The organism is Streptomyces sp. NPDC051211 (assembly GCF_040689505.1).
Taxonomy (GTDB): domain Bacteria; phylum Actinomycetota; class Actinomycetes; order Streptomycetales; family Streptomycetaceae; genus Streptomyces.
In genome coordinates this window covers 1-24,849 of sequence record NZ_JBFBAV010000065.1, presented here as the reverse complement: position 1 = coordinate 24,849, position 24,849 = coordinate 1, and the positions used below count along the sequence as shown (strand labels likewise).

Annotated in this window: 26 protein-coding genes and 3 pseudogenes; 14 read left to right on the top strand and 15 right to left on the bottom strand. The window is 69.0% G+C overall.

Annotated elements, in window-relative coordinates:
- Positions 1-42 precede the first annotated feature (42 nt).
- The 4 genes from AB0447_RS34265 to AB0447_RS34250 are packed head-to-tail and all read right to left on the bottom strand — an operon-like array spanning position 43 to position 2,640.
- Positions 43-477 (bottom strand): response regulator transcription factor, encoded by a 435-nt coding sequence (locus AB0447_RS34265; RefSeq protein ID WP_366480834.1) that lies wholly within the window; start codon positions 475-477, stop codon positions 43-45.
- Entirely contained in the window at positions 474-1,616 is a 1,143-nt protein-coding gene (locus tag AB0447_RS34260) for a PAS domain-containing sensor histidine kinase (RefSeq protein WP_366480832.1), read from the bottom strand. Before AB0447_RS34260 ends, AB0447_RS34265 begins: the two co-directional genes overlap by 4 nt.
- Positions 1,613-2,296 carry a response regulator transcription factor gene (locus AB0447_RS34255; RefSeq protein WP_366480831.1) on the bottom strand — a complete coding sequence of 228 codons (684 nt, stop codon included), beginning with the start codon at positions 2,294-2,296 and terminating at the stop codon, positions 1,613-1,615. Before AB0447_RS34255 ends, AB0447_RS34260 begins: the two co-directional genes overlap by 4 nt.
- Positions 2,296-2,640: an STAS domain-containing protein gene (locus AB0447_RS34250; protein WP_366480830.1), complete on the bottom strand. Its 345-nt coding sequence runs from the start codon at positions 2,638-2,640 to the stop codon at positions 2,296-2,298. Before AB0447_RS34250 ends, AB0447_RS34255 begins: the two co-directional genes overlap by 1 nt.
- A 290-nt stretch (positions 2,641-2,930) precedes the next feature.
- On the opposite strand from AB0447_RS34250, the gene AB0447_RS34245 reads away from it, so the two are divergent.
- The 3 genes from AB0447_RS34245 (at position 2,931) to AB0447_RS34235 (ending at position 4,654) form a co-directional block, all read left to right on the top strand.
- A complete protein-coding gene (locus AB0447_RS34245; RefSeq protein ID WP_366480829.1) occupies positions 2,931-3,338 on the top strand; it encodes an ATP-binding protein in 408 nt (135 codons plus the stop codon).
- Positions 3,339-3,801: 463 nt separating this feature from the next.
- A complete protein-coding gene (locus AB0447_RS34240; protein ID WP_366480828.1) occupies positions 3,802-4,209 on the top strand; it encodes an ATP-binding protein in 408 nt (135 codons plus the stop codon).
- 187 nt (positions 4,210-4,396) lie between these two features.
- Positions 4,397-4,654, top strand: a complete 258-nt coding sequence (locus tag AB0447_RS34235; RefSeq protein ID WP_366480827.1) for a DUF5133 domain-containing protein — start codon at positions 4,397-4,399, stop codon at positions 4,652-4,654.
- A 105-nt stretch (positions 4,655-4,759) separates the two neighbouring features.
- Here the strand turns inward: AB0447_RS34235 and AB0447_RS34230 are convergent, their stop codons facing one another.
- A complete protein-coding gene (locus AB0447_RS34230; RefSeq protein WP_366480826.1) occupies positions 4,760-5,740 on the bottom strand; it encodes a YihY/virulence factor BrkB family protein in 981 nt (326 codons plus the stop codon).
- Between the two features lie 454 nt (positions 5,741-6,194).
- Here AB0447_RS34230 and glgX point away from each other — a divergent pair, with 454 nt between their 5' ends.
- On the top strand, positions 6,195-8,387 hold the full coding sequence (gene glgX / locus AB0447_RS34225; protein WP_366480825.1) for a glycogen debranching protein GlgX: 2,193 nt from the start codon (positions 6,195-6,197) through the stop codon (positions 8,385-8,387).
- A gap of 90 nt (positions 8,388-8,477) precedes the next feature.
- Here the strand turns inward: glgX and AB0447_RS34220 are convergent, their stop codons facing one another.
- Positions 8,478-10,895, bottom strand: a complete 2,418-nt coding sequence (locus AB0447_RS34220; RefSeq protein ID WP_366480824.1) for a bifunctional serine/threonine-protein kinase/ABC transporter substrate-binding protein — start codon at positions 10,893-10,895, stop codon at positions 8,478-8,480.
- Between the two features lie 267 nt (positions 10,896-11,162).
- On the opposite strand from AB0447_RS34220, the gene AB0447_RS34215 reads away from it, so the two are divergent.
- Complete coding sequence (locus AB0447_RS34215) at positions 11,163-11,702, top strand: DoxX family membrane protein (RefSeq protein WP_366480823.1); 540 nt, start codon at positions 11,163-11,165, stop codon at positions 11,700-11,702.
- 111 nt (positions 11,703-11,813) lie between these two features.
- Here the strand turns inward: AB0447_RS34215 and AB0447_RS34210 are convergent, their stop codons facing one another.
- The 3 genes from AB0447_RS34210 to AB0447_RS34200 form a co-directional block, all read right to left on the bottom strand.
- Positions 11,814-12,182, bottom strand: coding sequence for a PRC-barrel domain-containing protein (locus tag AB0447_RS34210; protein ID WP_366480822.1), 369 nt, complete (start codon positions 12,180-12,182; stop codon positions 11,814-11,816).
- A 221-nt stretch (positions 12,183-12,403) separates the two neighbouring features.
- On the bottom strand, positions 12,404-12,565 hold the full coding sequence (locus AB0447_RS34205) for a hydrophobic protein (protein WP_366480821.1): 162 nt from the start codon (positions 12,563-12,565) through the stop codon (positions 12,404-12,406).
- A gap of 197 nt (positions 12,566-12,762) precedes the next feature.
- A complete protein-coding gene (locus AB0447_RS34200; RefSeq protein WP_366480844.1) occupies positions 12,763-13,017 on the bottom strand; it encodes a WhiB family transcriptional regulator in 255 nt (84 codons plus the stop codon).
- Between the two features lie 181 nt (positions 13,018-13,198).
- On the opposite strand from AB0447_RS34200, the gene AB0447_RS34195 reads away from it, so the two are divergent.
- The 3 genes from AB0447_RS34195 (at position 13,199) to AB0447_RS34185 (ending at position 14,190) form a co-directional block, all read left to right on the top strand.
- Entirely contained in the window at positions 13,199-13,414 is a 216-nt protein-coding gene (locus tag AB0447_RS34195) for a hypothetical protein (RefSeq protein WP_366480820.1), read from the top strand.
- Positions 13,415-13,558: 144 nt separating this feature from the next.
- A complete protein-coding gene (locus tag AB0447_RS34190) occupies positions 13,559-13,867 on the top strand; it encodes a hypothetical protein (protein ID WP_366480819.1) in 309 nt (102 codons plus the stop codon).
- Positions 13,868-13,941: 74 nt separating this feature from the next.
- Entirely contained in the window at positions 13,942-14,190 is a 249-nt protein-coding gene (locus AB0447_RS34185; protein WP_366480818.1) for a hypothetical protein, read from the top strand.
- Positions 14,191-14,214: 24 nt separating this feature from the next.
- Here the strand turns inward: AB0447_RS34185 and AB0447_RS34180 are convergent, their stop codons facing one another.
- Entirely contained in the window at positions 14,215-15,012 is a 798-nt protein-coding gene (locus AB0447_RS34180; RefSeq protein ID WP_366480817.1) for a hypothetical protein, read from the bottom strand.
- A 63-nt stretch (positions 15,013-15,075) separates the two neighbouring features.
- Positions 15,076-15,354 carry a hypothetical protein gene (locus tag AB0447_RS34175; protein ID WP_366480816.1) on the bottom strand — a complete coding sequence of 93 codons (279 nt, stop codon included), beginning with the start codon at positions 15,352-15,354 and terminating at the stop codon, positions 15,076-15,078.
- 453 nt (positions 15,355-15,807) lie between these two features.
- Here AB0447_RS34175 and AB0447_RS34170 point away from each other — a divergent pair.
- From AB0447_RS34170 to AB0447_RS34155, 4 genes and pseudogenes are all read left to right on the top strand, one after another.
- Positions 15,808-16,047, top strand: a pseudogene (locus tag AB0447_RS34170) (hypothetical protein); the annotation flags it as partial.
- A 159-nt stretch (positions 16,048-16,206) separates the two neighbouring features.
- Complete coding sequence (locus tag AB0447_RS34165; RefSeq protein WP_366480815.1) at positions 16,207-16,560, top strand: PRC-barrel domain-containing protein; 354 nt, start codon at positions 16,207-16,209, stop codon at positions 16,558-16,560.
- 238 nt (positions 16,561-16,798) lie between these two features.
- On the top strand, positions 16,799-18,133 hold the full coding sequence (locus AB0447_RS34160; RefSeq protein ID WP_366480843.1) for an SMI1/KNR4 family protein: 1,335 nt from the start codon (positions 16,799-16,801) through the stop codon (positions 18,131-18,133).
- Positions 18,134-19,064: 931 nt separating this feature from the next.
- Positions 19,065-19,452: pseudogene (locus tag AB0447_RS34155) on the top strand (hypothetical protein).
- Here AB0447_RS34155 and AB0447_RS34150 read toward each other — a convergent pair.
- A complete protein-coding gene (locus tag AB0447_RS34150) occupies positions 19,397-19,972 on the bottom strand; it encodes a dihydrofolate reductase family protein (protein ID WP_366480814.1) in 576 nt (191 codons plus the stop codon). The pseudogene AB0447_RS34155 and the gene AB0447_RS34150 sit on opposite strands and share 56 nt — an antisense overlap.
- Before the next feature lie 716 nt (positions 19,973-20,688).
- Here AB0447_RS34150 and AB0447_RS34145 point away from each other — a divergent pair.
- A complete protein-coding gene (locus AB0447_RS34145) occupies positions 20,689-21,234 on the top strand; it encodes an AAA family ATPase (RefSeq protein ID WP_366480813.1) in 546 nt (181 codons plus the stop codon).
- A gap of 12 nt (positions 21,235-21,246) precedes the next feature.
- On the opposite strand, the gene AB0447_RS34140 is transcribed toward AB0447_RS34145, so the two are convergent.
- The 3 genes and pseudogenes from AB0447_RS34140 to AB0447_RS34130 form a co-directional block, all read right to left on the bottom strand.
- Positions 21,247-22,103, bottom strand: a protein-coding gene (locus tag AB0447_RS34140; RefSeq protein WP_366480812.1) for an IS5 family transposase whose coding sequence is annotated in 2 segments (ribosomal slippage) — positions 21,247-21,764 and positions 21,764-22,103 — 858 coding nt in all. Because the reading frame shifts where the segments join, the coding sequence is not laid out codon by codon here.
- 65 nt (positions 22,104-22,168) lie between these two features.
- Positions 22,169-22,642 carry a GNAT family N-acetyltransferase gene (locus tag AB0447_RS34135; protein WP_366480811.1) on the bottom strand — a complete coding sequence of 158 codons (474 nt, stop codon included), beginning with the start codon at positions 22,640-22,642 and terminating at the stop codon, positions 22,169-22,171.
- 52 nt (positions 22,643-22,694) lie between these two features.
- Positions 22,695-23,308, bottom strand: a pseudogene (locus tag AB0447_RS34130) (transposase).
- Positions 23,309-23,844: 536 nt separating this feature from the next.
- On the opposite strand from AB0447_RS34130, the gene AB0447_RS34125 reads away from it, so the two are divergent.
- On the top strand, positions 23,845-24,213 hold the full coding sequence (locus AB0447_RS34125) for an RICIN domain-containing protein (RefSeq protein ID WP_366480810.1): 369 nt from the start codon (positions 23,845-23,847) through the stop codon (positions 24,211-24,213).
- Positions 24,214-24,849: the final 636 nt, after the last annotated feature.

The following is a 24,849-nucleotide window of genomic DNA, read 5'->3' as shown; positions in this document are numbered from 1 at the left end:
CTCGACTCCGGAGGTGTGCCTGACGGCCGGCCCGCGCCGTCGTCATGCGCCGGCTCCCCCATCGGCGGCGCTGGGAGCGGCGCTGAGGGCTTCGGCTCCCAGGGCGCGGACCTCGGCCAGCAGCCGGGCGTTGGTGACGCCCTTGACAAGGTATGCCGCGACGCCGACCGCGGCCATCTCGGTGCGGGGTCCCTGGTCGCCGTAGGCGGAGAACGCCAGGATGCGGACGCCGGGGACGGCGCGGAGGATCTGCTCGGCGGTGTACGGGCCGCCGCCGGGGAAGCGTACGTCGAGCACGACGACGTGCGGCCTTTGGGCGGTGGCGAGTCGGATCGCCTCGTCGGCGTCGGCCGCGCTGCCGGCCAGGGTGAGATCGGGCTGGGCCCCGACGACCTCTGCCAGCGCCGCGCGCAGCATGTTGTTGTCGTCGCAGATCAGCACCCGCAGGGGACCCATGGGCATGGTGGGCGGGGTCACGACGGCTCCTGGGGGGCAGTCAGGGAGTCGAAGCTCCTGACGGGCGGACCGGGCAGCGGTTCGTCCAGCTCGCCGGGCGGCAGGTCGGGCACCCAGAACTCCACGGTGGTGCCGGTACCGGGCTCGGCGCGCAATGTCCACCAGCCGCCGGCGGTCTCGGCCCGCTCACGCATCTCCATCAGCCCGAAGTGCTCCTGCAACCTGCGGGCGACCGCCGCGTGGCCGGTGCCGTCGTCGGCCACTTGGACCCGCAGGCCCCGGTGCTCGGTGGTGACGCTGACCCATACGGTGCGCGCTCGGGCATGTTTGCGCACGTTCAGCAGCGCCTCCTGCACGATACGGAAGATGGTGATCGCGGTCTCGGGGGCCGGTTCCTTCTGCAGGTTGTGTTCCAGGGTCGGCTCAAGTCCCCAGCTCCCGGCCACCACGTCGTCGAGGTGCTGGGACAGCGACTCGATCAAGCCGTGCCGGTCGATGCCGGGCGGCTGGAGCCGGAAGGTGAGGTTGCGCAGGCGGCTCACCGCCTCGCGCACCGACGCGTCGAGCAGGGAGAGTTCACGAGCGTAGGGCTCGCCGGCCTGGTCGGCGAGGAGCTGTAGCCGCATGCCGACGGCGACCATGGCCTGGATGGAGTCGTCGTGCACGTCCCAGGCGATGCGGCGGCGTTCCAACTCCTGTGCCTGCACCAGGTGGGTGAACAGGCGGCGGCGTTCGGAGAGCGCCTGCTCGGCGGCACGGCGCTCGGTCATGTCCCGCGTGACCTTGCCGAAGCCGCGCAGTTCGCCGGTCTCGTCGAAGAGGGGGGTGATCACCACGTTGGCCCAGAAGCGGGAGCCGTCCTTGCGGATGCGCCAGCCCTCGTCCTCCAGCCGGCCGTCGACGATGGCCGTTTCAAGCTCCATGTGGGGCTTGCGGGCAGCGATGTCCTCGGGCGGGTAGAAGACCGAGAAGTGTTTGCCGATGATGTCTGCGGCACGGAAACCCTTGATGCGCTCCGCACCGGCGTTCCAGCTGGACACATGGCCTCCGGGGTCGAGCATGAAGATGCCGTAGTCCAGGACGCTCGTGACCAGCAGGGTGAACGCCGTCTCCGTCGGAGCGAGGACGCCGCCTTGTTCGGTGCGGCTGTCCCCGGTCATCGGAGAAGGCCCTCACGGCGGGCCACGGCGACCGCTTCCAGTTGGGAGCGGGCGCCGAGCTTCTCCAGGACCCGCTGGACGTGGTTCCTGGCGGTGTTGAGGGCGACGCCGAGCCGCTGACTGATCTCGGCTGTGCCCAGGCCGTCGCCGAGCAGGCAGAGGGTCTCGCGCTCGCGCGGGGTGAGGGTGGTGCCCAGGCCGACGGTTCTGCCGGCCAGCCGGTCCAGCGCTCCGCTGAGCAGGCCCTTGCTGAAGGCCACTTCACCCGCCGCCACCAGGCGTACGCCGTCCTGGAGCTCGCCCAGGTTGTCGACCTTGAGGATGAGTCCGGAGCCACCGGCCTCGGCGACGTGGGCGGCCACCGCCGGTGTCCCTTCGCCGGTCAGCACCAGCACCCGGGTTCCGGGTGCGGCGGCTTTGAGCGCGGTGATGGCGGCGATGCCGTCGCCGTCGGGCAGGCGCCGGTCCAGCACCACCACCTCGGGGCGCAGCCGGGCCGCATCGGCCAGTGCATCCTTCACGCACAGGCTACGGCCGACCACTTCCAGGTCGTCGGTGCGGTCCAGGGCGAGCCGGATCGCCTCGGCCACCATGTCGTGGTCCTCGACCAGCAGGATGGTGATGCGCCTCCCGGCGGTGCGCGGCACGGTATCCGATGGAGTCTGCGGTGTCGAAGGCATCACAGGGTCCTCCGTGGTAGACGCGGCACACCGCCGGCGAACAGTTCGTCGGCGCCGGTGAGAGCGAACAGTCGGGCCACCTGCGGGCGGGCCCCCTCCACGCGCAGCTCGGTGCCGATCCTATCCGCTGTGGCCTTGGCCTCCATCAGCACGTTGAGCCCCGCGCAGTCGCAGAACCGCAGGTCCCACAGGTCGAGCACGACACGGTCGGGCCGCCGCGCGAAGCAGTCGGCGACGGCGGCACGCAACTGCGCGGTACCGTCCAGGTCCAACGCGCCGACGAGCCGCAGACCGGCCACGTTGGCGTCGAGTGCGGTGCTGACCTGGAACACCGGGCCGGTCACGTTGCGTCTTCTCTCATGTGGCAGCCCCCAGCCTGGGTAATGGGCACCAGCCAAGAGTAGTGAATCTGCACTAGAAAAGAACCCGGTCTCCTGACGGTTCACCACCAAGTGGCCGGATCGGCGCGAAAGCGCACGACGGCAAGGGACGTGAACCCGTGAACGTTTCGAACGGGCTGGGTACCCTGCTGTGTGGGGGAAACGCCAGGGAACTGGGCCCCGACAGCGCTACGGGCTCCCGGGCAGTGGTGGAGCACCCGAGCGGTGAGGCACTCAGTGGAAGGGGCGTGGGGATGGAGCTCCCGTCGGCCATTCCGCACGACGCCCATCGTGCGGAGGTGTGCCTGGACTTCGACGGCGCGCCCGGCTGCATCGCCGAAGCGCGGGAAGCCGCCGTCGCCTTCCTCCGCCACCACGCCCCTCCCGTCCACCGCACCTTTCACGATGACGTCCTGCTGGTCGTCTCCGAACTGGTGACCAACGCCGTCCGCCACGCTCCCGGGCCCTTCGTCCTGGAACTCGGCCTGGTTCCCGGCGGGATCGAGATCACCGTGCGGGACACGTGCTCACGCCCCCCGCACTCCCGGACTCCCGACCGGACCGGCGGACGCGGGTGGACCATCGTCCAGACCCTCGCACGCGTCGTGCGCGTCGTCCCCTGCCCCGACGGCAAGGCCGTCCACGCGGAGCTGTCCTGGTAGCCCAGGCCTTGTGACGTTTCGAACGGCCCCCGCACGGGGGATCCGCTACGCGATCCCCTCATCGCCGGCGAATCCGGCTCCCCCACGGGAGTCCTCGTTCGTACCGCGGTGTCCGTCCTTCCTGGGGCCTGCCAGGTCCACCAGGTCCACCCGCGCGTGCCCGCCCGGCGTCGGTCTGCACGGGGAAGCACCCGATGGGACCCAGGAAGGAACGTTTCGGCGTCTGCGGCCGGGCTTTGCCGCGCGTTCGGGGGGTTTCAGCGGCGTCCCTGCGGAAAGGCGCGAAGAGGACGAAGAGGTACCGATCGCGAGGGAGACGAATCGCCATGGGGACCATGATCCTGCTGATCGCACCGATGCTGCTGGCCCTGCTGCTGGTGACCCGCCGCAACGACCACCGCCCCCGCCACCGGTCCGGCCGCACCTGAAGACGACCCCGTCAACTGAGGTTGGAGGTAGGACCGTGTCGGTTCGAGCGGTGGGTTGGGCCAGGTCGTTTCCGGTTCACCTCGGGGTGCGTGAGGCCCGGCGGTGGTGTCTGGCACATCTGAACACCCTGGAGTGGACCGGAGGTGCCCCCGACACGGTCCACTCCATCCTGCTCACGGTGTCCGAACTGGTCACCAACGCCCACGTGCACGCCCACACCAGTGCCCACCTCGTCCTGACCTGGGACGGCTGCTGCCTGCACGTCAGCGTCGCGGACGGCGACCCGAAGCTCCCAACCCCCAGGCAGGCTTCACCCCGGGCAACATCCGGCCGGGGTCTCGCCATCATCGACGCCCTGGCCGACGGGTGGGACGCCCACGCCTTCCACGGCGGCAAGACGATCACGGCCTGCTTCCACCCGCCGAAGCAGGCTTCCCCCTAGGGGAAGCAGGCGGTGACGTCGCACCCCGCGGCAAGCAGGCGGTGTGTGCGCTTCCCTCGCGATGTCGCATGCGGCACGGCACTTACCTCAACGGCCGCGCCGCATGGGATCCGCGGCCGGGGGCAGACGACGCGTCGGTGGCTGTCCTGGCCTCCCGTGAAGACGTCGTTCGTGAAGGAGCGAGATCGTGCTGATGGCTCACCCCGCGATGCTGGCGCGTCTGGTGGAGGAATACGAAACGGTGGCGGATCTGCACACCGCAGACCGGCACGAACCGGTGCGGCAGCGGATAGAGGACGTGGTGTACACACTGTGCGTGTCGACCGGGACAAGTGACATCGACTCCGCGCTGGCAGTGGCCCGGGAACGGCTGCGCAGCGCATGGCTCGGTGAAGGCGAGGCGGCCGCGCGGGACTGCCAGATCCTGAGTCGTACGTCGAAATAGTCCGTGACCGAGGTGCCGTACCGGTCCCGGAGGCCGGTACGGCACCTCGGTCGTGGAGGGACGCCGACAAGATGTTCGTCTCTGGCCTCGGTTCGCCACGCCGCTTCAGACCCCGGGGTCCTCCGTGGCCGGTTGCGTCACCCCCGCCCGTGCGGCCTCCAGCTGGGCGGCGAAGGCCAGGCCCAGGAACAGGGCCATCGAGGTCAGGTAGGACCACAGCAGCAACGACACGAACGCGCTGAGGGGCCCGTACACGGCGGCGAAGGAGCCACTGGCTCCGACGTACAGGCTCAGCCCCCACGTCGCCAGCAGCCACAGCACCAGGTACACGGTCGCACCGAAGGCCAACCAGGTGTAACCCGGCTGGGTGCGGCGGGGGGAGAGGCGGAAGATGGCGCTGGTGGCGAGGATGGCGAGCAGCACCCCCAAGGGCCAGCGCAGCAGGTCCCACGTGCGGACGGTGCCCGGGCTGAGCTGGTAGACCTCCGCCACGGCGCGGCTCAGGTGGGCGCCGAGGACGGTGACCGCGAAGCTGAGCCCGAGGGGCAGTCCGGCCAGTACGGACATGACGAGCCCGCGGGTGTACTTGTACAGGAACGGCCGGTCGCGCTCCGTTCCGTAGATGCGGTTGGCGCCCCGCTCCACCTGGCACAGGGCAGTGGTCACATTCACCACGGAGAACATCAGGCCGAGCCAGAGGGCGGCCTGACTCCCGTCCCCGGGCTGGTGCCGGCTCTGCGCCAGTACGTCGTCCACCACCTGCTGGCTCGGCCCGCCGGCCAGCCGGCGGATCGTCAGTTCGGCGATCCGGCCGATGTCCTCGGTGTGCAGCGCGCCGGACAACCCGATGACGGCGATGGCCAGCGGGACGATCGACAGCACAGTCTGCAGGGCCAGCGCCCTGGAGTGGCTGAAGCCGTCCGCGTACCGGAACCGGATGAAGGAGTCCCGTGCGAGGCTCCAGCCCCCGTAGCGCCGCAACGCGGCCAAGGCCTCCTCGGCGGACAGCTCCTCGCCCTCCACCTCCGTTTCGCCTGCCACCGCCGTCACGTCCCCGTGCTGCGGCACCCGCGTCGCGGTTCCCATGACCGTCTCCCCCTGTCGAAGTCGTGTGTCCGGCAGCCGCCACCACGGCCCGCCGGGCTACCCCGTCGTGGTCGCGGGTGACGCGGGCGGCCTGGAGCCGGGCCGCCGGGACCGTGCCGCGAGCCGGGTCCCCGAGGGCCCCCCAGCCACCTGCCGGACGCCCCCGCGCGAGCCGCCGCCGCGCGAGCCGCCGGCACCGCCCGGGCGCGCTTCGCTGATGAGTCGCATGCCGCGCGTCTTCCCGTAGCGTCGCGTTCCACACGGGACCGAAGGGCCGGACGCGGCCGCGGGCGCGGACCGGTCCGGGCAGGCGGCCGGGGGCGGACCGGTCCGGGCAGGCGGTTCCGGGCGGGCAGTTCCGGGCGGGCAGTTCCGGGCGGACCGTCCGGCGCGGCGACACCCTGGACCGACGGACCAACGGGCCCGGGAGCCCCGCCGACAGTAGCGTGACCGCATGCGCACATGGACGGGCAAACCGTATCCCCTGGGAGCGACGTACGACGGCTCCGGAACCAACTTCGCACTGTTCTCCGAGGTCGCCGCGGGCGTGGACCTGGTTCTGCTCGACGACGCGGGGCACGAGACCCGCGTACCGATGACCGAGATCGACCGGTCCGCCTGGCACATCTACCTCCCGGACGTGGGCCCCGGCCAGCGGTACGGCTACCGCGTGAGCGGCCCCTTCGACCCGGCCGCCGGGCACCGCTGCAATCCGGCCAAGCTCCTGCTGGACCCGTACGCGACCGCGATCGACGGCCGGCTCGACCACCACGAGTCGCTCTACGGCCACCACTTCGCGGACGGTGCGGAGCCCAACACCCTGGACAGCGCGGGCCACACCATGCTGTCGGTGGTCACCGACCGCAGCTTCGACTGGGGCGACGACAAGCCGCCCGGCTACGCGTACGCCGAGAGCGTCATCTACGAGGGCCACGTACGCGGACTCACGCGCACCCACCCCGCCCTGCCCGAGGAACTGCGCGGCACCTACGCGGGCATCGCCCACCCCGCCATCCTCGAGCACCTCACAAGCCTCGGGGTGACCGCGTTGGAACTGATGCCGGTGCACCAGTTCGTCCAGGACGGCCACCTGGCAGAGAAGGGCCTGTCCAACTACTGGGGCTACAACACCATCGGCTTCTTCGCCCCGCACAACGCCTACGCGGCCACCGGAGGCCGCGGAGCACAGGTCACCGAGTTCAAGCAGATGGTGAAGGCGCTGCACGCGGCGGGCATCGAGGTGATCCTCGACGTCGTCTACAACCACACCGCCGAGGGAAACGACAAAGGCCCCGTCCTCGCATTCAAGGGGATCGACAACGCCGCCTACTATCGCCTGGTCGACGAGGACCGTTCCCAGTACTACGACACCACGGGCACCGGCAACAGCCTGCTGATGCGCCACCCGAACGTGCTGCAGCTCATCATGGACTCCCTGCGCTACTGGGTCCAGGAGATGCACGTCGACGGCTTCCGGTTCGACCTCGCCGCCACCCTCGCCCGCCAGTTCCACGAGGTCGACCGGCTCTCCGCCTTCTTCGACGTCATCCAGCAGGACCCGGTGATCAGCCGGGTCAAACTCATCGCCGAACCATGGGACCTCGGCGAAGGCGGCTACCAGGTCGGCAACTTCCCACCCTTGTGGTCGGAGTGGAACGGACGCTACCGCGACGCCGTCCGTGACTACTGGCGCGGCGCCGACAGCACCCTCGGCGAATTCGCCTCCCGCATCACCGGCTCCGCCGACCTGTACGAACACGACCGGCGCCGCCCCCTCGCCAGCGTCAACTTCGTCACGGCCCACGACGGGTTCACCCTGCGCGACCTGGTGTCGTACGACTGCAAGCACAACGAGGAGAACGGCGAGGACGGCCGGGACGGCGAGGACCACAACCGGTCCTGGAACTGCGGAGCGGAAGGCGAGACGGACGACCCCGGCGTTCTGGCCCTGCGGGAAAGGCAGCAGCGCAACCTGATGACCACGCTGATCCTCTCCCAGGGCATCCCGATGATCAGCCACGGGGACGAGCTGGGCCGTACCCAGGGCGGCAACAACAACGCGTACTGTCAGGACAACCCGACCACGTGGATCGACTGGAACCTCGACGAACGCGGTCGCCGACTCCTTGACTTCACCTCCGCTCTCATCCGGCTCCGCCGCCGGCACCCCGTGCTGCGGCGCCGGCGCTTCTTCTCCGGGCGCGCCGCCGGACACACGGGCCGGCTGCCCGCGGACGTCGAGTGGCTGCGCCCCGATGCCACGCCGATGCAGGACGAGGACTGGACGTGGCCACAGGCCGGCGCGCTGACCGTGTTCCTCAACGGCGAGGCGATCACCGAGCCGGACCGCTACGGCAACCGGGTCACCGACGACTCCTTCCTGCTGATGTTCAACGGCTCGGACACGGCCGTCGACTTCCGCCTCCCGGGCGACCGGTTCGCCGTCCGCTGGACGCTGCTGGTCGACACCGCGAGCACGGACGCCCCGGACGAACGGGAACTGAAGGCGGGCAGCGCGCTGCGGCTGGAGTCGTACAGCACCGTGGTACTGCGCAGCGCCCGGGAGGATGCGGCGCCGGACGAGATCGACATCGCGCACCCTGCAGCCACGTCCCGCACGGTCCACAACCCCATGCGGCACGCGTAGCGGGGCGCGCCCTCGCGTGTGTCCTCGTCTCGAGGGCACACGCCGGGCCTTGGACGGCACACCCGGCGGCTGCGGTCCGTCCGGGGCGGGTCAGGGAGTGCCGGGGCCGCTCTTCACGGTCGTCCAGCTGCCGCCCTTCACCGCGTACACCGTCAGTCGGCGGTTGACCGTGTCGCCGTACTCGTCGAAGGCCACCCGGCCCGTGACGCCGTCGAACGCCAGCCCCGACACGGCGTGCGGCATCTTCGCCCGGGCGTCCGGGGGGAGGGTTCCGCCGTGGGCTTCCACGACGGCCTTCACCGCCTCGATGAGGGCCCAGGTCGCGTCGTACGCGTAGGGGCCGTAGGAACCGGCCGCCTCCGGGTACCCCGCCTTCTGGTACTGCGCGAGGAAGTCCTCTCCCTTTGCGAGGTCCTCGGCGGGAACGCCGATGCCGGTGGCGAGGTCGCCCTCGGCCTTCGTGTTCGTCGTGAGGTACTGCTGGTCGAAGACGCCGTCGCCGCCCATCAGGGGGATGGTCACGCCCGCCTGCTTGAGCTGCTCGGAGAGCGGCCCGGCGATGGTGTAGTAGCCGCCGAAGTACACGGCGTCGGCGCCGGAGGCCCGGACCTGGGAGGCGAGGTACGAGAAATCGTTCTGTGCGGGATCAACTTGGTCCGTACCCACGACGGTCCCGCCGAGCTTCGTGAACTCGGCCCTGAACCCGGAAGTGAGGCCGGTGCCGTAGGCGCTGCTGTCGTCGATGACGTAGAGCTTCCTCTTCCCGGCCTCGTCGTGGAGGTACCGGGCGGCGAACGGCCCTTGGTCGACGTCCGTGGCGACGGTGCGGAAGTAGGTCTTGTACGGGCGGGACTTGGAGCCCTTGGCCCAGTGGGGGCCCAGCGTCAGCACGGGGTTGGTGTTGGCCGGTGACACGTTGACCAGGTTCGCCTGCCCGAGCGGTTCCGCCATGGTCTGTGCGACTGCGGAGTTGAGTGGCCCGACGATGCCCAGCACCTTCTCGTCCGCGATGAACCGGGTGGCGTTCGGCCGGCCCTTGGCGGGAGTGGCCTCGTCGTCCAGGGCTTTGATCTCGAAGTTCACGCCGGGCACGTGCCGGGTCCGGTTGGAGGTCCTGGCCGCCAGGTCGGCGGAGTTCTTGATGCCGACCCCCAGGGCCGACAGGTCGCCGCTGAGCGGTGCGTCCACCCCGATGACCACGGTGACGGGGGAAGCCGCGGAGCCGCCGCCGGACGCCCCGCCGCCGGGCGGGTTGTCACGCGTCAACTTCCAGGTCAGAACAGAGCCGACTGCGAGCGTGGCCATGGCCACTCCCAGAACGGCAGAGCGCCGCGTGCGGGCGCCCCACCGGGCGGACACCCCCTCCTCCCGCCCCTGAGGGTCCGTCCCGCCGAGCGAGACCGGATCCTCGGCCGAGGGCACGGCCACGGGCGGGGTGGTGGTCGGCCGCTCGGGTACGGGCCGGCGGGGGGTGTCGGGCGTGTACGCCGATTCCGTGGCCGTGGGCGTGGCCGTCGGCGTCGGCAGGGGTGACGGGGACGGCAGTTCCGCTTCCCGCTCCGTCGGGGTCGGGGCGTGCTCCGTCGCCGCCTCCGGGACGGGTGCCGGCTCGGGCTCGCGCAGGACGGCCTCCGCGGTCGTGTCCGCCCTGGACCGGGAGGACCGAGAGGACTCGGAGGACCGGGAGGACCGCAGTGCCGACGCCAGCAGCTCGGCGGCCTCGGCGGAGCCGACGCGTTGCACCGGGTCCTTGGTGAGGAGCGCGTCCAGCACCGGCGCCAGCGGGCCGGCGTGAGCAGGCGGCCGGTGGGGCCGGGTGAAGACGGCTACGGCAAGGGCGTGGAGCCCGTCGGCCTCGAACGGCGGGTGCCCCTCGACGGCGTGGTAGAGGGTGGCGCCGAGCGCCCACAGGTCGTTGGCGGGAGTCGGGCGCTTGCCCTCCAACTGCTCCGGCGGCATGTACTGCGGGGTGCCGATGACGGTCCCGCTGTGGCTGAGCTTGGTCGTGGCATCCGCCAGATGGGCGATGCCGAAGTCGGTGAGGACGACGCGGTCCTTGGTCAGGAGCACGTTGTCCGGCTTGATGTCGCGGTGGACGATCCGCGCGTCATGCGCTTCGGTGAGCGCGTCGAGCATGGCGACCCCCATCTCCGCCACCCGCTGCACCGGCAGCCGGCCCTGCTGGCGGATGGCCGCGGCGAGGGACCGCCCCCGGATGAACTCCATGACGATGACGGGGGCGCCGCGGTGCTCCACGACGTCGTGGATGGTGATGATCCCGGGATGGCTGAGAGTGACCGCTGCGCGGGCCTCGCCGGTGAAGCGTCTGAGCAGCGTCGCGCGGTCGTCGTCGTCCAGCCCCGCCGGGAAGAGGATCTCCTTGATGGCGACCTCGCGTCCGAAGAGCTGCTGGTCGACGCCCCGCCAGACCCGGCCCATGCCTCCCTGGCCGATGCGTTCGACCAGCTGGTACCGGCCGGCGATGAGTTCGGAGTCTTGCTCGGTCACGGGCACACTCTAGGACCTGGTGGGCCGATCAGGTGACGCAGCCATGGCCTGATCATTCGACGGCGGTGCCGGCCCCGATCTCCGCAACCGGCCCCGGAGCGGCCCGGGAGGCACCTCGCGGGGCGCTCCCGTTCGCTCGTGCGGACTGCCACACGGGTGAACGGGGAACGCACGGCCCGAGCCCCTCGCCGAAACGTGCGTGCAGACCGGCGGCAGTCGGCCGGCACCGGACCGGATGGACAGGCCGGGTTGGGGCAACAGCGGGACATGGCCGTCATACGAAAGCTCGCCCGTCCCCTCCTCGCCGCACCGTTCATCACCGGCGGACTGCGCACACTGCGCCGCCCCGAGGCCGTCGCGGAAGTCGCCCAACCCGTCGTCCGGGTGGTCGGGAAGCGCGTCCCGGCCCTCGCTGGGGATCCGCGCCAACTGGTACGCGTCACCAGCTCGATCCAGGCCGCGGCGGGTCTGCTGCTCGCGACGGGGCGTGCCCCGCGCCTGGCCGCGCTCACGCTCGCTGCCGCGCTGGTGCCGACCTCCCTCGCCGTACACGCCTTCTGGACGGTGGAGGAACCCGAGGAACGCGCACGGCAGCGCGCTCACTTCCTGACCGACCTTTCCGCACTGGGAGGACTTCTCATCGCCGCCGCGGACACGCACGGCAAACCCTCACTCGCCTACCGCTCCCGGCACGCACTCGACCACCGGCACCCGGTCAAGGCCGTCCGCCGCCCCGCCGAAGCAGCCGCAGCGAGTACGGCCAACCGCGCCAAGGCGGTCGCCGCCTCCCTCACCGGCTCCCGCTGAGGGCGGGCCGAATCTGCTGCCGCACCGCGGGCCCCGTGGCAAGGCCGACCGGGTCAAATCCCGGTCGGCCTTGCCACGCAGTTCGGTCCCGCACACACACCACATGGGGTGTTACGCGGGACGCCCGCCGAAGGGAGCGCCGGTGCCGTAGTAAGTGCCCAGTTCCTCGCGGTAGCCCGCGTCACCGAGGTGCTTGTCGCGATGGAACTCCGGGGCGTTCTTGATCTGGTCCTTCGTCCGTTCGACGAAGACCTTCCGCTCGTCCGGGTCGATCCGGGTCACGGTGCTCGCCGGCAGCAGGACCTCCTTGCCGAAGATCCAGACACCCGTGTCCACGACCAGGTAGGCGTCACCGACCTCGTCGGAGTGCTTGTCGACCTTGCCGATGGCGCCGTCCATCGCCTCGACCTTGTAGCCGGTCAGATCGGTACCGGCCAGGCATCCCGCGGTCGGCTGGTAACTCCACACATGCTCAGTCACGCGAAAACAACTCCTCAGATCTCAAAGAGGAAGCGGCCGAGGCCGCCTGACTCTTTTCGTGCGTTGTACGCGGCGGCTGGATGCTCAGCCTGCGTTCACTCATGCCCGATGCCCACGAAATGGAAGCTCACGCAGTAGGGGCCGGGGCAGCCGCCGCTTTTCCGGAAGTGGGTTTTCCAAACCCGGCTGCACCGCTACTTCGTCGCGGCCTTCCGATGCCGCTACCACCGGTACCAGCGGCCACTACTGGCCTTCGGGCGGGCGATGAAGCCGACCAGCCATACCACCAACACGATGACTGCGATCCACCACAGCACCTTTACGGCGAAACCCGCGCCGAAGAGAATGAGAGCCAACAGAAGAACAAGAAGCAGGGGAACCATTGTTATCAACCTCCGAAACACCGCATGCCCATGATTCCCGAACTCACACCCGTCTCGCTTCCCCATCATGCTCGGCGCCGCAAAGCCGCCGTGGTGCAGCCAGCCGCACATGAATGCGTGAGCGGGCATCCTGTTTGAAAGCGGCCGGGGTGACCATAGGAGGTTGTGCAAGACCCAGACGGGGCCGGCCGGACGGTTCAGCCTGCCGATCGTGCGCGGGCACGGGCGGCCCGCCGCTTGGCGGCCCGTCGTTCCTCCTCGCTCATGCCGCCGCACACACCGAGGTCTTGGCCTGCTTCGAGGGCCCACTGAAGGCAGTGCTCCATGACCGGGCAACGGCGGCACACCGCCTTGGCTTCCTCGACTTGGAGCAGGGCCGGGCCGCTGGATCCCACCGGGAAGAACAGATCGGGATCTTCCCACCGACAGGCAGCCTCGTGGCGCCAGTTCATCGTCATTCCTCCATCCATTTCGCCCGAATCCTTCCCCCACCCTCCTGGCCGGTATCGGCCGGTCTATGCAGGGGTGGGGGAGAGTGCTTCCCGGCTCGGCTCTTCCTCGGCCCGGGAGCCGAGGCCGTCTGTTCAATGCACACGGCTGGGGTAGGTGGGTCATATGTTCAACCATCGAAGGGTGCGTACAACCGTCGTCCTGGTGATCGGCTGGGTGGTGATGACAGGTGTGGAACGAATGGTCGAACACACCCCGTGGCGGTCGGCTCTGCTCCGAGGACTGGTGTGGGCGGGCGTGGTCACCGGCGCCTGGTGGTTCTCCGAGTGGACTCAGGTACGGCCTTCGCCGGCACGCCCGGAGGAGGCCGACACGGGCGATGAACGGTCGCCGCACTGACCTGATCCCGCAGCCCGGCCATGCCGCGGCGGGGCTGCGGGAGGAGACCCGACCGCCTGATCTGTCGGGATTGAGGGGTTTGAAATGCCACACCGGGGCATCCCACAACGAGACTCAGCCTTTGCCAGCCGATGGGAGGCAGCAGTGACCACCTACGTCATCACCGTGCCGGGCACGTTCCTGAGGGATGTCGACGATGCAGCTCGCTCCGAGCTGGCGAGGAGCCTGGCTTCACACCACACCGACTTGAGCGAGACCGAAGACGTGGAGCTGCTGACGGTCCACGAGGACGGCACCTTCTCCGTCCGGCTCGAAATCGAGGCATCGGACAGGGCAACGGCCGAGGACGAGGCCGTCCGCCTGGCAGGCGGCGCCCTCCAGGAGCTGGGGTTCTCGGAGAAGGACGCGCCCCTGGGGCCTCCGGCCGTCACAGGGATCGAGGGTGAGTTCTGAGATCGAGCCGAGAGGGGGAAGCGGGTCACGCGGGCGCTCCGCGCCCGAACGACGCCGACGGCAACTGCCGCCACGTGCAGCATCCAAGCCGGAAGCGATCCCTGACGCTCCAGCGCCTCGATGAACGGTGCGGTGCCCTGGGTGCGGAACGCGGCGGCTTCCTCCTCGACCTCGGCCGGATCGACGACGACCGGGCCGGCGTGGGCGCCGCCCGCGACGAGCGAGGTCAGCCGCCCAGGGTGACCGGCGAGCAGATGCAGGCTGATGATGCCGCCCATCGAGGCTCCCCACATGGTCGGCAGGGCATCAACGTGCCCGGCTGAGTGCCAGGTAGTGGTGGCGGATCGTCAGGTGGCGTCGGGTGGCGTCATTTCCACGAGGCGGATGGAGGAGAAGCACCATCGGAGCCACAGCGCGGATTCGATGTCCCAGTAGGGAGGGGCAGTCAGTCCGTCCTTGACGGCGAAACTGAAGCCCTGGGTCGCAAGGATCGCGCGGAGGGTGACGTGCACTCCGGCGTAGTCATGGGCGACCTTGCCCCAGTCGGGGAAGACGGCACCGTCGTGCACGAGTGGGTATCGCTCGACGAAGGCTGCCCATTCGCCGGCTCCGGTGATCTCCAGGACTGCGGCTGCGGGGTCAGTGACTTGGAGTTCCCAGGTGTGCCAGGGCCGTGGATGGAGATTCGAGCCTTGGTCCAGGTACATCCGCCACATCCCCGGGCCGTTGCGTTGTGCCGTGGAGGTGTAAAGACCCACGTGGAACGGCTTCGTGCTGGGCGGAATCGGAACCCCCCGGGACGTGGTGAACCATTCGCGGTTCAGGGTGGCCTGCCTTGATGGCATCAGCTCGTGGGGGCCGGTGCCGATCCAGTGCTGGCGCGTGCGGTCCAGGGGGCCTCGGACGAGGCTCGGCTCGTCGCGTGCGAGACGACGCAACAGCTCGCAGCCGTCGGCCACTTCATCCGCGGCGGAGGGCTCGACGACTGTTCGGCCGCCGGTCCGGGCGGCCGTTTCCGGCTCGGTCCACAACGACATGACCGAGGTGAAATGGCGCAGGCCCGCATCGGTGGAGGTGTTCGGATCAGTCGACGCATCGAGGTCTGCCGCTCTCCGCGCCAGGATCCCGATCGGTGTGGGGTGCACGCCGGGAACTCCCTTCCCGGCGGCACCCCGTGCAATGCGGGGCTGCCCTCCGGTGGCAGCTGATCAGCAGGAGAGGGCCACTTCCTGGCCGAAGCCGTTGGCGGAGGCAGTGGGCGGGTTGTAGCCGGGCGGGAAGACGACCTTGAAGTACATCCAGCCGCGGTAGTTGCCGGGGCTGCACCGGACCGCCGCGTTGTTCTGTGCCGTACGGGTGTTCCTCTGGCTACGTAGTGTCGACTGGTTGACGAGCTGTCCGTTCTTGTACAGGGCGGCTCGTGTGGTGATCTCCGGAACCGGCGCCGTGCACGAGACGGTGACGACGACGTTCACCGTGCCGGGCACGTGAGTGGAGTTGTGCGGACGCTGCACCTGCCCCTGACACCGGATCACGGCAGATGCGTCTGAGTCCGAGCCGGCCTTCCCGGCTTCCACGCCGCCCCCCGGGTCGTCGGGGGCCACCGCGGGGACGGTGGGCGGGGCTGATGGATCCGGCCCTGCAGCGGCGGGGGACGTCCCGGCGAGGAGACCAAGAACCGCCATCGACGCGGCCGCGGCCGACATCCTCCACTTGCGCATGCATCTCCTTCGGGGGCGGGTGCGAGCTCAACAGATCCTACACACTGCACTCATTCAGCTACACAGAGTTGCCGACGGGGGTTCGCCCGAGCGCCCGCAGTTGACACCCCAGGACGGCGCAGGCGTTCACGGAAGAGCGGTCCGAGCCCTGTTGGGGTTGTGACCGCTCTTCCGTGACGACTACGCCATTCGGCAGCGTGTCGGCCATTTCGTCTCGATGGTCAGCGCGCCAACTGGTCGGGCGATGACGGCTGATGGGAGAGCTGGATCGCCGACGAGGACTCCTCGTGGGCCAATCACGGAATTTCGGGTCCGGGTGTCAAGGACCACGTCCAGGTGTACTCCCGGGCGCACCAGGGCGGCCACATGACCATCTGCCTGACCCCCGGCCAGGAGGTCGGACACAACGGAGCCGCGAACGACAACGGTGACTCCCACACCTGGGCGATGGGCTGCTGAACCAAGCCCGTATGCCATCCCGGAAGCGGGGGCGGAACCCCCTCGGTTCGGCTGGCCACTTTGTGTGCAGGCGTTGGCCTCACTCCCCCGCTTGAGTTTGCGTTCGGGTGCAATCTGGAAGATTAGCCGCGATCATTGACAAACCGGAAAGGGGTTGCTGTGAGCGAGTTCGACATCTGGGGCTACCACCCGAATGCGGGATACCAGCGGGGGATCGACATCGTCGGCTACAAGGTCGAAGCCACCGACGGCAGCATCGGCAAGATCGACAAACATTCCGAGGACGTCGGCGCCTCCTACCTCGTCGTGGACACCGGAGTATGGATCTTCGGCAAGCATGTGCTGCTGCCGGCCGGAACCATCGACCGCATCGACACCGCCGAGCAGAAGGTCTACGTCAACCGGACCAAGGACCAGATCAAGGACGCCCCCGAGTACGACGAGGCCAAGCAGGCCGGCGAACCCAGCTACCTTGAGCAGTTCGCCCGGTACTACCGCCAGCCGCACATGTAAAGGCGGGCCGCGGACCTATCGACCCTGGGGCGCGAGGGACGGCGGGTTGGATTCCGCAGGGTCCGCCGGAGCCCGGGGTCTGTCCGGCGGATCTTGTGAGTGTCTTCTCGTCCGGTCGTCAGGCCGATCGGCACCGGCGCTGGTCGGCCGACGCCACTTGCGGTCCTGGTCGCACTCGGCCACTCCAAGCTGGTTTGGCTGCGCGTACGGTCTGTGCATGGTTGATCAGAGACCCCCCTTGTCATCGGTATGCGATTTCGCGACCTGGGAGCCCGTGCTGCGGCTCATGCTGGACGACGACACGGACCGGCGTGCTGCCCGGTCGGCTCGTGTGGCAGGACGTATCAGCCAGTACGGCTGGAGCCTTGCCCATCGGGGATCCATGTCGTCGACAGCACGGATCGCGGTGAAGGAAATACAGAGGGCGCTCGCGCGCGGCAGAGTCCAGGAGATCGCTTTCAGGGCGGAGGCCCAACCGGACGGAAGGACCACGCTCGGCCTGGTCTGGCCGAGTCCGGTCGTCGAACCCGCTGTCGGCTACCCGGACCTGGGGGTGCTCATCCTGGCCGATGGCTCCCTTCCCGAACCCTGGCTCCGCCGTCCCGATCCGGTGCCCGGGGCAGTGCCGGCACCATCGGCGGATCTGGAGTTGCTGGAGCGGACGCTGCGCGAACGGTTGCCCGACGCCATCGGCGCGACGGAGGAGGAGATCGCCGCCGCCGAAGCGCGCCTCGGTGTCACCCTGTCCGATGAGCTCAAGGTGCTCTACCGGGTGACACGGGTGGACCGGGGCGACAACTTCGAAGCGGCGGACCGCGCCGGCGAGGCGGTTGGCTGCGAGCTCTCCGGCTTGGACCACCTGTACGCCGTCGACGCGGCAGTCCGTCACCCCGGCTGGGGCCTCGGCGCGACGCGTGCGATCAGCACCGCGCCCGACGTCGCGGTGCAGGGCCTGGCCGGCTCACCGGGTTGGATCGGCTTCGGGAGCAACGGTGGCGACGAGTTCGCGGTCGACCTGACTCCCGGCCCGGCCGGGCACTTCGGGCAGGTCATCCTGGTCGATCACGAGCAGAGCCTCGGTGCCGAGCTCGTGGCCGATTCCCTCACCGATTTCGTTCTGGGCCGGGTACGGGAGGAACGCCGTGACCGCCGCGGAGATGAGCTTCCGGCCGTGGCCAGGGTCGGCACCGGACGCCTTGAGACCGTCCAGGCCGCCGCCCATCCCGCCCTGGAAGTCCTGTCCATCGGCGCCTGGAACGGCACACCGTTCAGCCTCGCGCCTGTCGCGGGACTGCCCCGCCTGCGCACGCTCACCGCCTCGCCCGGCACACTGGCCGACCCGCTGGAGGTCGCCGGCCTCACCGGACTGGAGTTCCTGGAACTCGGCGCGCAGGAATGGCGCGTCCTCCTGGACGCCGGAGCCGTCCCACGCACCCTGAAAGCCGCAGCCATCAAGGTGCGGGACCAGGACCACCTGCCCGTCGTGGCCATCGCCAACGAGATCCTGGCCCTCAGGGACCGGCCCCAGATCGTACAAACACTCCTCGAGGGAGACCTCGGCCCCGCGGCCTGACCGGCGGGTGTTGCGCCGGTCAGGGGCTTTCCATGCTTGGAGTAGTGGGCCAGCCGAGCCCGCCCCGTAGTGCGGCGGGCGGGCGGCTGATTGGGTTCGGGCGTGGGGTGCAGCGCGTGTTGCGGCGGCAGGGCGGCGCGTGTTGCGGCGGCAGGGCGGCGCGTGCTGAGGTGAGGGTCAGGGGCGGATGCTGCGGAACTGGTGGAGGGCGGCCCGGTCGGCCGTCGAGCCCAACGTCTGGGTCTGCCACCGGGTGGGATGGCTTGAACGCGTTCAAGGTATCGGGCCGATCGTCGCCTCCGGGGATGGCTTCTTCGTACTCCCCCTCGTGGTCGCGACCACCGCGGTGCTGGCCATACCGCTGTTCCGCCACGCCCGGCCCTCCGCCTTCGCGGGGTGTTCGTCTTCTTCCCGTCGGTCCTCCTCCTGCTCCTCGCGGCCTTCGCGGACCCGCGTCGGCGCCCGATGGCCGCCAAAGTCCTGGCAGGGGCCAGAGGGGGTGGTTCGTTGGTGTCGCGTCGCTTGTACCGCTCTTCGTCGAAGCCGGGTGGCCGTCCGCCGCGCGAGCACCCCCGACCCTCACCTCTCTCGCACCACCTCCACCAGGCGGGCGTGCAGGCTCTGCCAGGCGGTTTCGCCCTGGTGTTCTGGGGCTTCGCCCCCTTTGAGACGGGAGCCGGCAGCGTGCTGCGAGCCCGCACAATGGCGTATTCGACCGAGATGTCCAGGTCGATTTCGACCGCTGCATCCACTGCGGCCTGGACCGGCTGGAGTAGCGCCGACGACAGCGGATTCTGCGCCGCACCAGAGGTACGCGGCTCCGCCTTCACGGCCTGGCCGGAATGGAGCACACGCACCGCACTCAAGGCCGCAGCAGGCGAACCGGCATCGCCACCCATTGCCTGGCTCCGGGCAACCATCAACTCCCCCGTTGCCGAGTCCCACCGCCTCAGGACATGCCGGCAGCGAGAACGGCGACCACATCGACGATCCGTCCGAGGGCGCGCTGTTCATGCTGATCGACGACCCCGACGACTCGGACAACACCTTCGTCGTCATCCAGCCCGACGGAGGCGACCCGGCCTGGTTCACCTCCGTCGCGCCCCTGGACGAAGGCGGATACGAAGTCGTCCGCCGCGACACCATCCGCCGCAAACACGACGTCACCCACCGAGACCAGCACGGGCCGGATTGCCCGCGACCTCACGATCCGCCTGGCCGCCGTCGACTTTCCCGGACAGCCACCCAGCACATCAGCAACTTCTAAAGCAAGGCCTGGCGCGCCACGCGGTAGCGGAGGTAGACGACTCTTGAGCTGAAGGTGCGGGTCTCGACGAGTTCGAGATCCACCCGGCGCTCGCGTTGGGGAAAGAACGAGATGCCACCGCCAACCAGCACCGGGTAGACCATGGCCCGGTACTCGTCGATCAGACCCAATGTCGCCGCCTCGGCGGCGAGGGTCGCGCCGCCGATCGCGATGTCGCCCTCCCCCGGCTCGGCTCGCAACCGCTCGATCTCCTCCGCCAAGCCGCCGGAGGCCAGGCGCGCATTGCCCTGCAATGCCGACAGCGTGGTGGAGAACACCACCTTTGGCAGCGGCTTCCAGAGCGCGGCCCACTCCAGCATGGAGTCGTCGAGCGATGGATCCTGGTCGGCGGTCTCCCAGTACAACATCGTCTCGTACAGCCGTCGTCCCAACAGGTGGACGTCGACCTGTCGAATCTCGTCGATCCAGAAGCGAAAGACCTCCTCCTCGGGCGCCGTCCAGTCGAATTTGCCGTCCGGCCCGACGATGTAGCCGTCGAGCGAGACGTTCATCGAATAGGTCACGCTGCGCATCAGGAGGCCTCCTCGGTAACGGGTTCGACAGTACGACCGCCGACGCCGCAGGACGCATCACGGCTCGCGGGATCCCCTCAGATCTCCCCGCCCCACGCGAAGATCATCAAGAAGGACAGCTTTCCAAACATGGCCCAGCGCCGATCCCGCCTGGTGACCGACGAGGCATGAACACCTCCAGTGGAAGACGCTGGGTTGACCGGCTGGCGCGCCGTACGGGGAAAAACCGCACGTTTAGTTGCTCTGCGTCCGTCGGACGACCGTCGTCGCCATGCTGGCCACACCAGCACCCAGAACACGAGCTGCGGCCAGAACGCCCAGGCGACGACCCCGGCGAACGGCGCGGGGAGCGTGACAGGTGCTCAGAGGACTTTCGGCGAAACAGTGGAGATCCCTCCATGCCAGCGCCGCGACTCCTTCGTGATCTGCCCTGAGGGAAAGATCGCCACAGGTGGAGGCCCCCAGACCTCTCAACCGGGCTTTCGAACCGAGCAGTCGATTGCGGCTGCGCTGTGGCCGAGAACGCTGCGGGCTCGGCTCCCAGCAGGCCCTGACCTGGGCTGATGGGAGCGGGCGGACGCGGAGGCCAAGCCCGGGGTCACCCGGATGGACCAGTCCAAGGCCGGGTGGCCCCCAAAGGGCAGCTAGAGCCTGTCTACCTGACCGGCGGCACAGTTGGTTCTCGCGGGTCAACCGCTCGGTGGCAGGCTGCGGTTATGAATCAAGCTGAGGTACTGCTCATCGGAGGGCGCGCGGGCGTCGGCAAGACGACGGTGGGATGGGAGGTCTCAGCACATCTGCGTGCCGAGATGGTTGCTCACTGTGTGATCGAAGGTGACTTCATGGGGCAGGCCCATCCCGCTCCGGAGGGGGACCCGCGCCGAAGGAAGATCGCCGAGCGCAACCTGACGGCGCTCTGGTCGAACTATTCCGAGCTCGGGTATCGCCGTTTGATCTACACGCACACGGTGAGCGTTCTGGCTGAGAACGAGGGCATGTTCCGGCGCGCCATGGGTGCGAATGTCAGGATCATCCGGGTGGTGCTCACCGCGTCCGATGCCACCGCTCGTGAGCGGCTGACTGGTCGGGAACTGGGGTCGGAGCTGGAGCATGAGTTGGAGGGCAGTGCCCGCAAAGCGCGGATTCTGGATGAGCAGATGCCCCTGGACACGATGCGAGTGGCGACCGACGGACGTGCCGTCGCCGACATAGCGCGCGACGTGGCGAGCGCCACCGGCTGGCTGCCGAGCGTCTCCGGGTAGGTTCCTCGCCGCTCAATGTCGGGTCCACATGAGGATGGCAGCGAGGTGGAGTGCGGCCTGGTAAACGATGGCGAGCTTGTCTGTTCGCAAGGCCAGGCCGCACCACTGTTTGAGCCGGTTGATGCATGGCTCGACCGCGCTGCGCTCCTTGTACACCTCGGCATCGAACGCCGGTGGGCGACCGCCGGCGCGGCCTCGCCTCAGACGGTGAACGATCTGGTCTGAGGGCTGAGGGATGAATGCGTGGATTCCGCGTCGGCGCAGATGGCTCCGGATCGCGCGGGATGAATACGCGCGATCCGCCAGGACTGTATCCGGCCGGGTTCTCGGTCTTCCCGGCCCGCTCCGTGGGACGCGGATCCCTGCCATGACTGCCTCGAACGCTGGTGCGCCGCCTGCCTGGCCTGCGGTGACGTGCAGGACCAAGGGGCGTGCACGGCTGTCGCTGGCAAGGTGGATTTTCGTGCTCGGGCCGCCGCGGGAGCGTCCGAGCGCATGGTCGTCGGGTTCATCCCTTTCCCGCGCCCCTTTTTCCTGGCCCCGGCGGCATGCTGGTGGGCGCGGCCGGTGGAGTCCACCGACACGGTCCAGCCGAGGTCGTCAGCGTCGTCGGCCGCTGCCAGGACGGCCGCGAGGATCCGTTCCCAGGTTCCGTCCATAGCCCATCTGATCAGCCGTTTGTGAGCGGTCTGGAACGGGCCCAGCTCGTCTGGCAGATCCCGCCGGGGTGAGCAGGTGCGGTACTTCCACGCGATGGCCTCCAGGGTGCGGCGGTGGTCGGCCCACCGTCGGCCGCGGACCGGATCGGCAGGCATCAGCGGCTCGATCTGGTTCCACATCGCATCAGTGATCACTAACCGTACGGACACATCCGATCAACCGACGAGCAGATCAAGGAGACACGCCCTAAGCCGTGTAGCGGAAGTGGATCTCGTCAGGTGTCGAGTGGAAGTTCCAGCAGTTCGTCTGGGGGCTGGAAACCGAGGCGCCGATAGAGCGGGGTGCTGCGCTCTGACGGCCAGACGATCAAGCCCTCGAGGCCTGCGCTGCGTGAATGCTGCTTCAGCGCCTCAAGGAGCGCGGAGCCAGCTCCTTTGTTCCGCTGTGACGGCAGGACGAAGTAGTTCGTGACATAGCCGACCGGGTTGTTGTCCTCGTAGGGCTCCGGCATCCGCTCCACCAGACAGAGGAAGACGTGACCGCAGATTTCGCCTTCGGTCTCCGCGACCCAGGCCAACCAGTAGCCATCCCTGAGCCGGTCGTGGATCCAGTGCTCTGCCTCTTCCAGGGGCCGAGCGGGGGTCGGTGGTCGCCCTTCGTGGTCCTCTTGCTTGAACGTCCATCGGAGTTCGGCCAGGCGGCCCGCATCGGCGGGTCGGGCGGGGCGCACGGTGAAGTCTGTGGTCATGGGGCGATTTTCCCGGTCACACCGCGGTGGGGCGATCTGATTTCCGTGCCGGTCACCGCCATTCGTTGATGGCCGCGACGAGGACGGTGGCTTCGTAGCAGACGGCGAGTTTCTCGTAGCGGGTGGCCACCGCCCGGTGTCTCTTGAGGCGGTTGATGCCACGCTCCACCGCTGGGCGCTCACGATAGTCGGCCGGCCTTGTCGAACTTCGGCGGGCGGCCACCGCGGGCACCGAGCTTCTTGCGGTTGCGGGCGTGGTCGGCCTTGTCCGGGATCGTGCAGCGGATCCCGCGTCTGCGCAGGTAGGCGCGGTTCTTGCAGGAGGCGTACGGCTCCGGCGGCGCGCTGGTGGGCCCGGCACACCGTGGAGTCGACATTGATGTCCCACGTGATCAGATGCTCCTCGTCGGCCCGGGCCTGCAGTTCGGCGAGGAAGCGTTTCCAGGTGCCGTCCCGCTGCCGGCGACGGAGCAGGTCGTACACGCGGCCCCAGGGACCGTACCGCTCCGGCACATCCCGCCACGGCGCCCCGGTCCGTGTCCGCCACCGTATGCCGTTGATCAGCTGCCGCCGGGTCCATATCGGAGGCCGTCCCGGCTTCTTGCCCGTTGGCAACAACGGCTCCAGCCGGGCCCACTGCGCATCGGTCAGATCTCCACGTTTCACGAAGGGGAGATCATCTTCCGTCAACTGGCTGACGGGACGCGCCAGCGGCTGGGACCATCCGTGACGTGATCGCTTGGATGCACCGCACCCCACACTGGGTGGTGAAAGTGGTGTGCGCTACTGCAGCCGGCCTGCTCCTCGTTGGCGCCGTCGCCCATGTCATCGACCTTCTTCACCACGGCCTACAGGCTTACGACTGGCTCCGAGGTGGCTCAACTTCTACTGGTCCTCGCTGGCGCTCCTCGACTTGCTCGCAGCTGCGCTTCTGATCAGCGGCAAACGTCGAGGGACGGAGCTCGTTTGCGTCATCATGACGACCGACCTCGCCGCCAACTGGTACGCGATCTATGGCATCCAGCACAGCAACCTCGCCGCTCAGCCCGGCCTCCAACGACTGGTCGCCTTCACTGCATTTGTCTTGGGAACGGCGCCTTTCGTCCGACGACACCTCAGCTGAGCTGACGGGAAAGGCCCACTTCCGACACACGGCTCAGCGTCGAATTACAGGTGTCCGCCGTATGGCTGAAGGAGGACCCATGACCGGCACGCCCCGGCGTCCCGCGGCCCGCGTGGCTGCCGCCTTCGGGATACTCGCCGCGCAGTCCCTGGTCCTGGGTGCCCTGGGTGCCTTGGGTGCGGGCCCAGCCCACGCCGCCGTGCAGTACTACGAGATCCGCAGCCCGGACGGCAAGTGCACGAGCGTCGCGGGATCCTCCCAGCGCTCCGGCGCGGATGTGGTCCTGTGGGACTGCCTGGGGATCACGGACCAGCGGTGGCGGGTCACGACCCTAGCCGACACGCCCTACGAAGAGCTGGAGGACCGGCCGGCCGGTCAGCGCGTTACGACCACTTCCTCCTCGTCAGGCTACGGGCCCAGCACAGCAAGAAGGACCGGCTTCGGATAAAGATCGCCCTCGGCCACTGCCCTGAGCTGAAGGCTTTCGCCGTCCACGTCCGCTCATTCGCACGGATGCCCATCCGGCGCGAAGGCCACCTCACCCGGGAATGGATCGCTGGCGTCGGCGATGTCGGCGTACTCGCCGCGGGGTGCCGGGTCCCGGTCGCTCTTCTGCCGGTTTGGAGCGGGCAGCTCTCCGCCGACGAGAGTGATGTCGCTGCTGATGTCGTTGGCGTACTTGCGGCGCCGCTCGGTGGTCCGCCCACAGCCGCCGGCCGGAGTCGTGGACCTCGGTGAGCGTGACCATGTGGTCGATGTCCACTCGGGCGGCCGGACCCCGCACTCGGGCGTCGTCGTAGTACGAGTGCCACACCCGCGGTGATCGTGCAGCCGGCACCCACAGTCGGGGCTTCGATGGCCTCGGCGATCAGCACGTCCGCGCCGTCGTCAGAAACGACCGACGGAGATACTGGCCTGACGGAGCGACGGGTCCAAACTCGACACCGACTTCGCCAACCCCGACTACGCAGCCCAATAGCGCCGACGTCGCCTAGTAGTGCTTTGTTAGGTGGTGTCGTGGGGCTGTCTTGGGGTGGGTTGTCGGCAGGTGGGGCAGGTGCCGGTCCAGGTAGCGAGTAGGTGT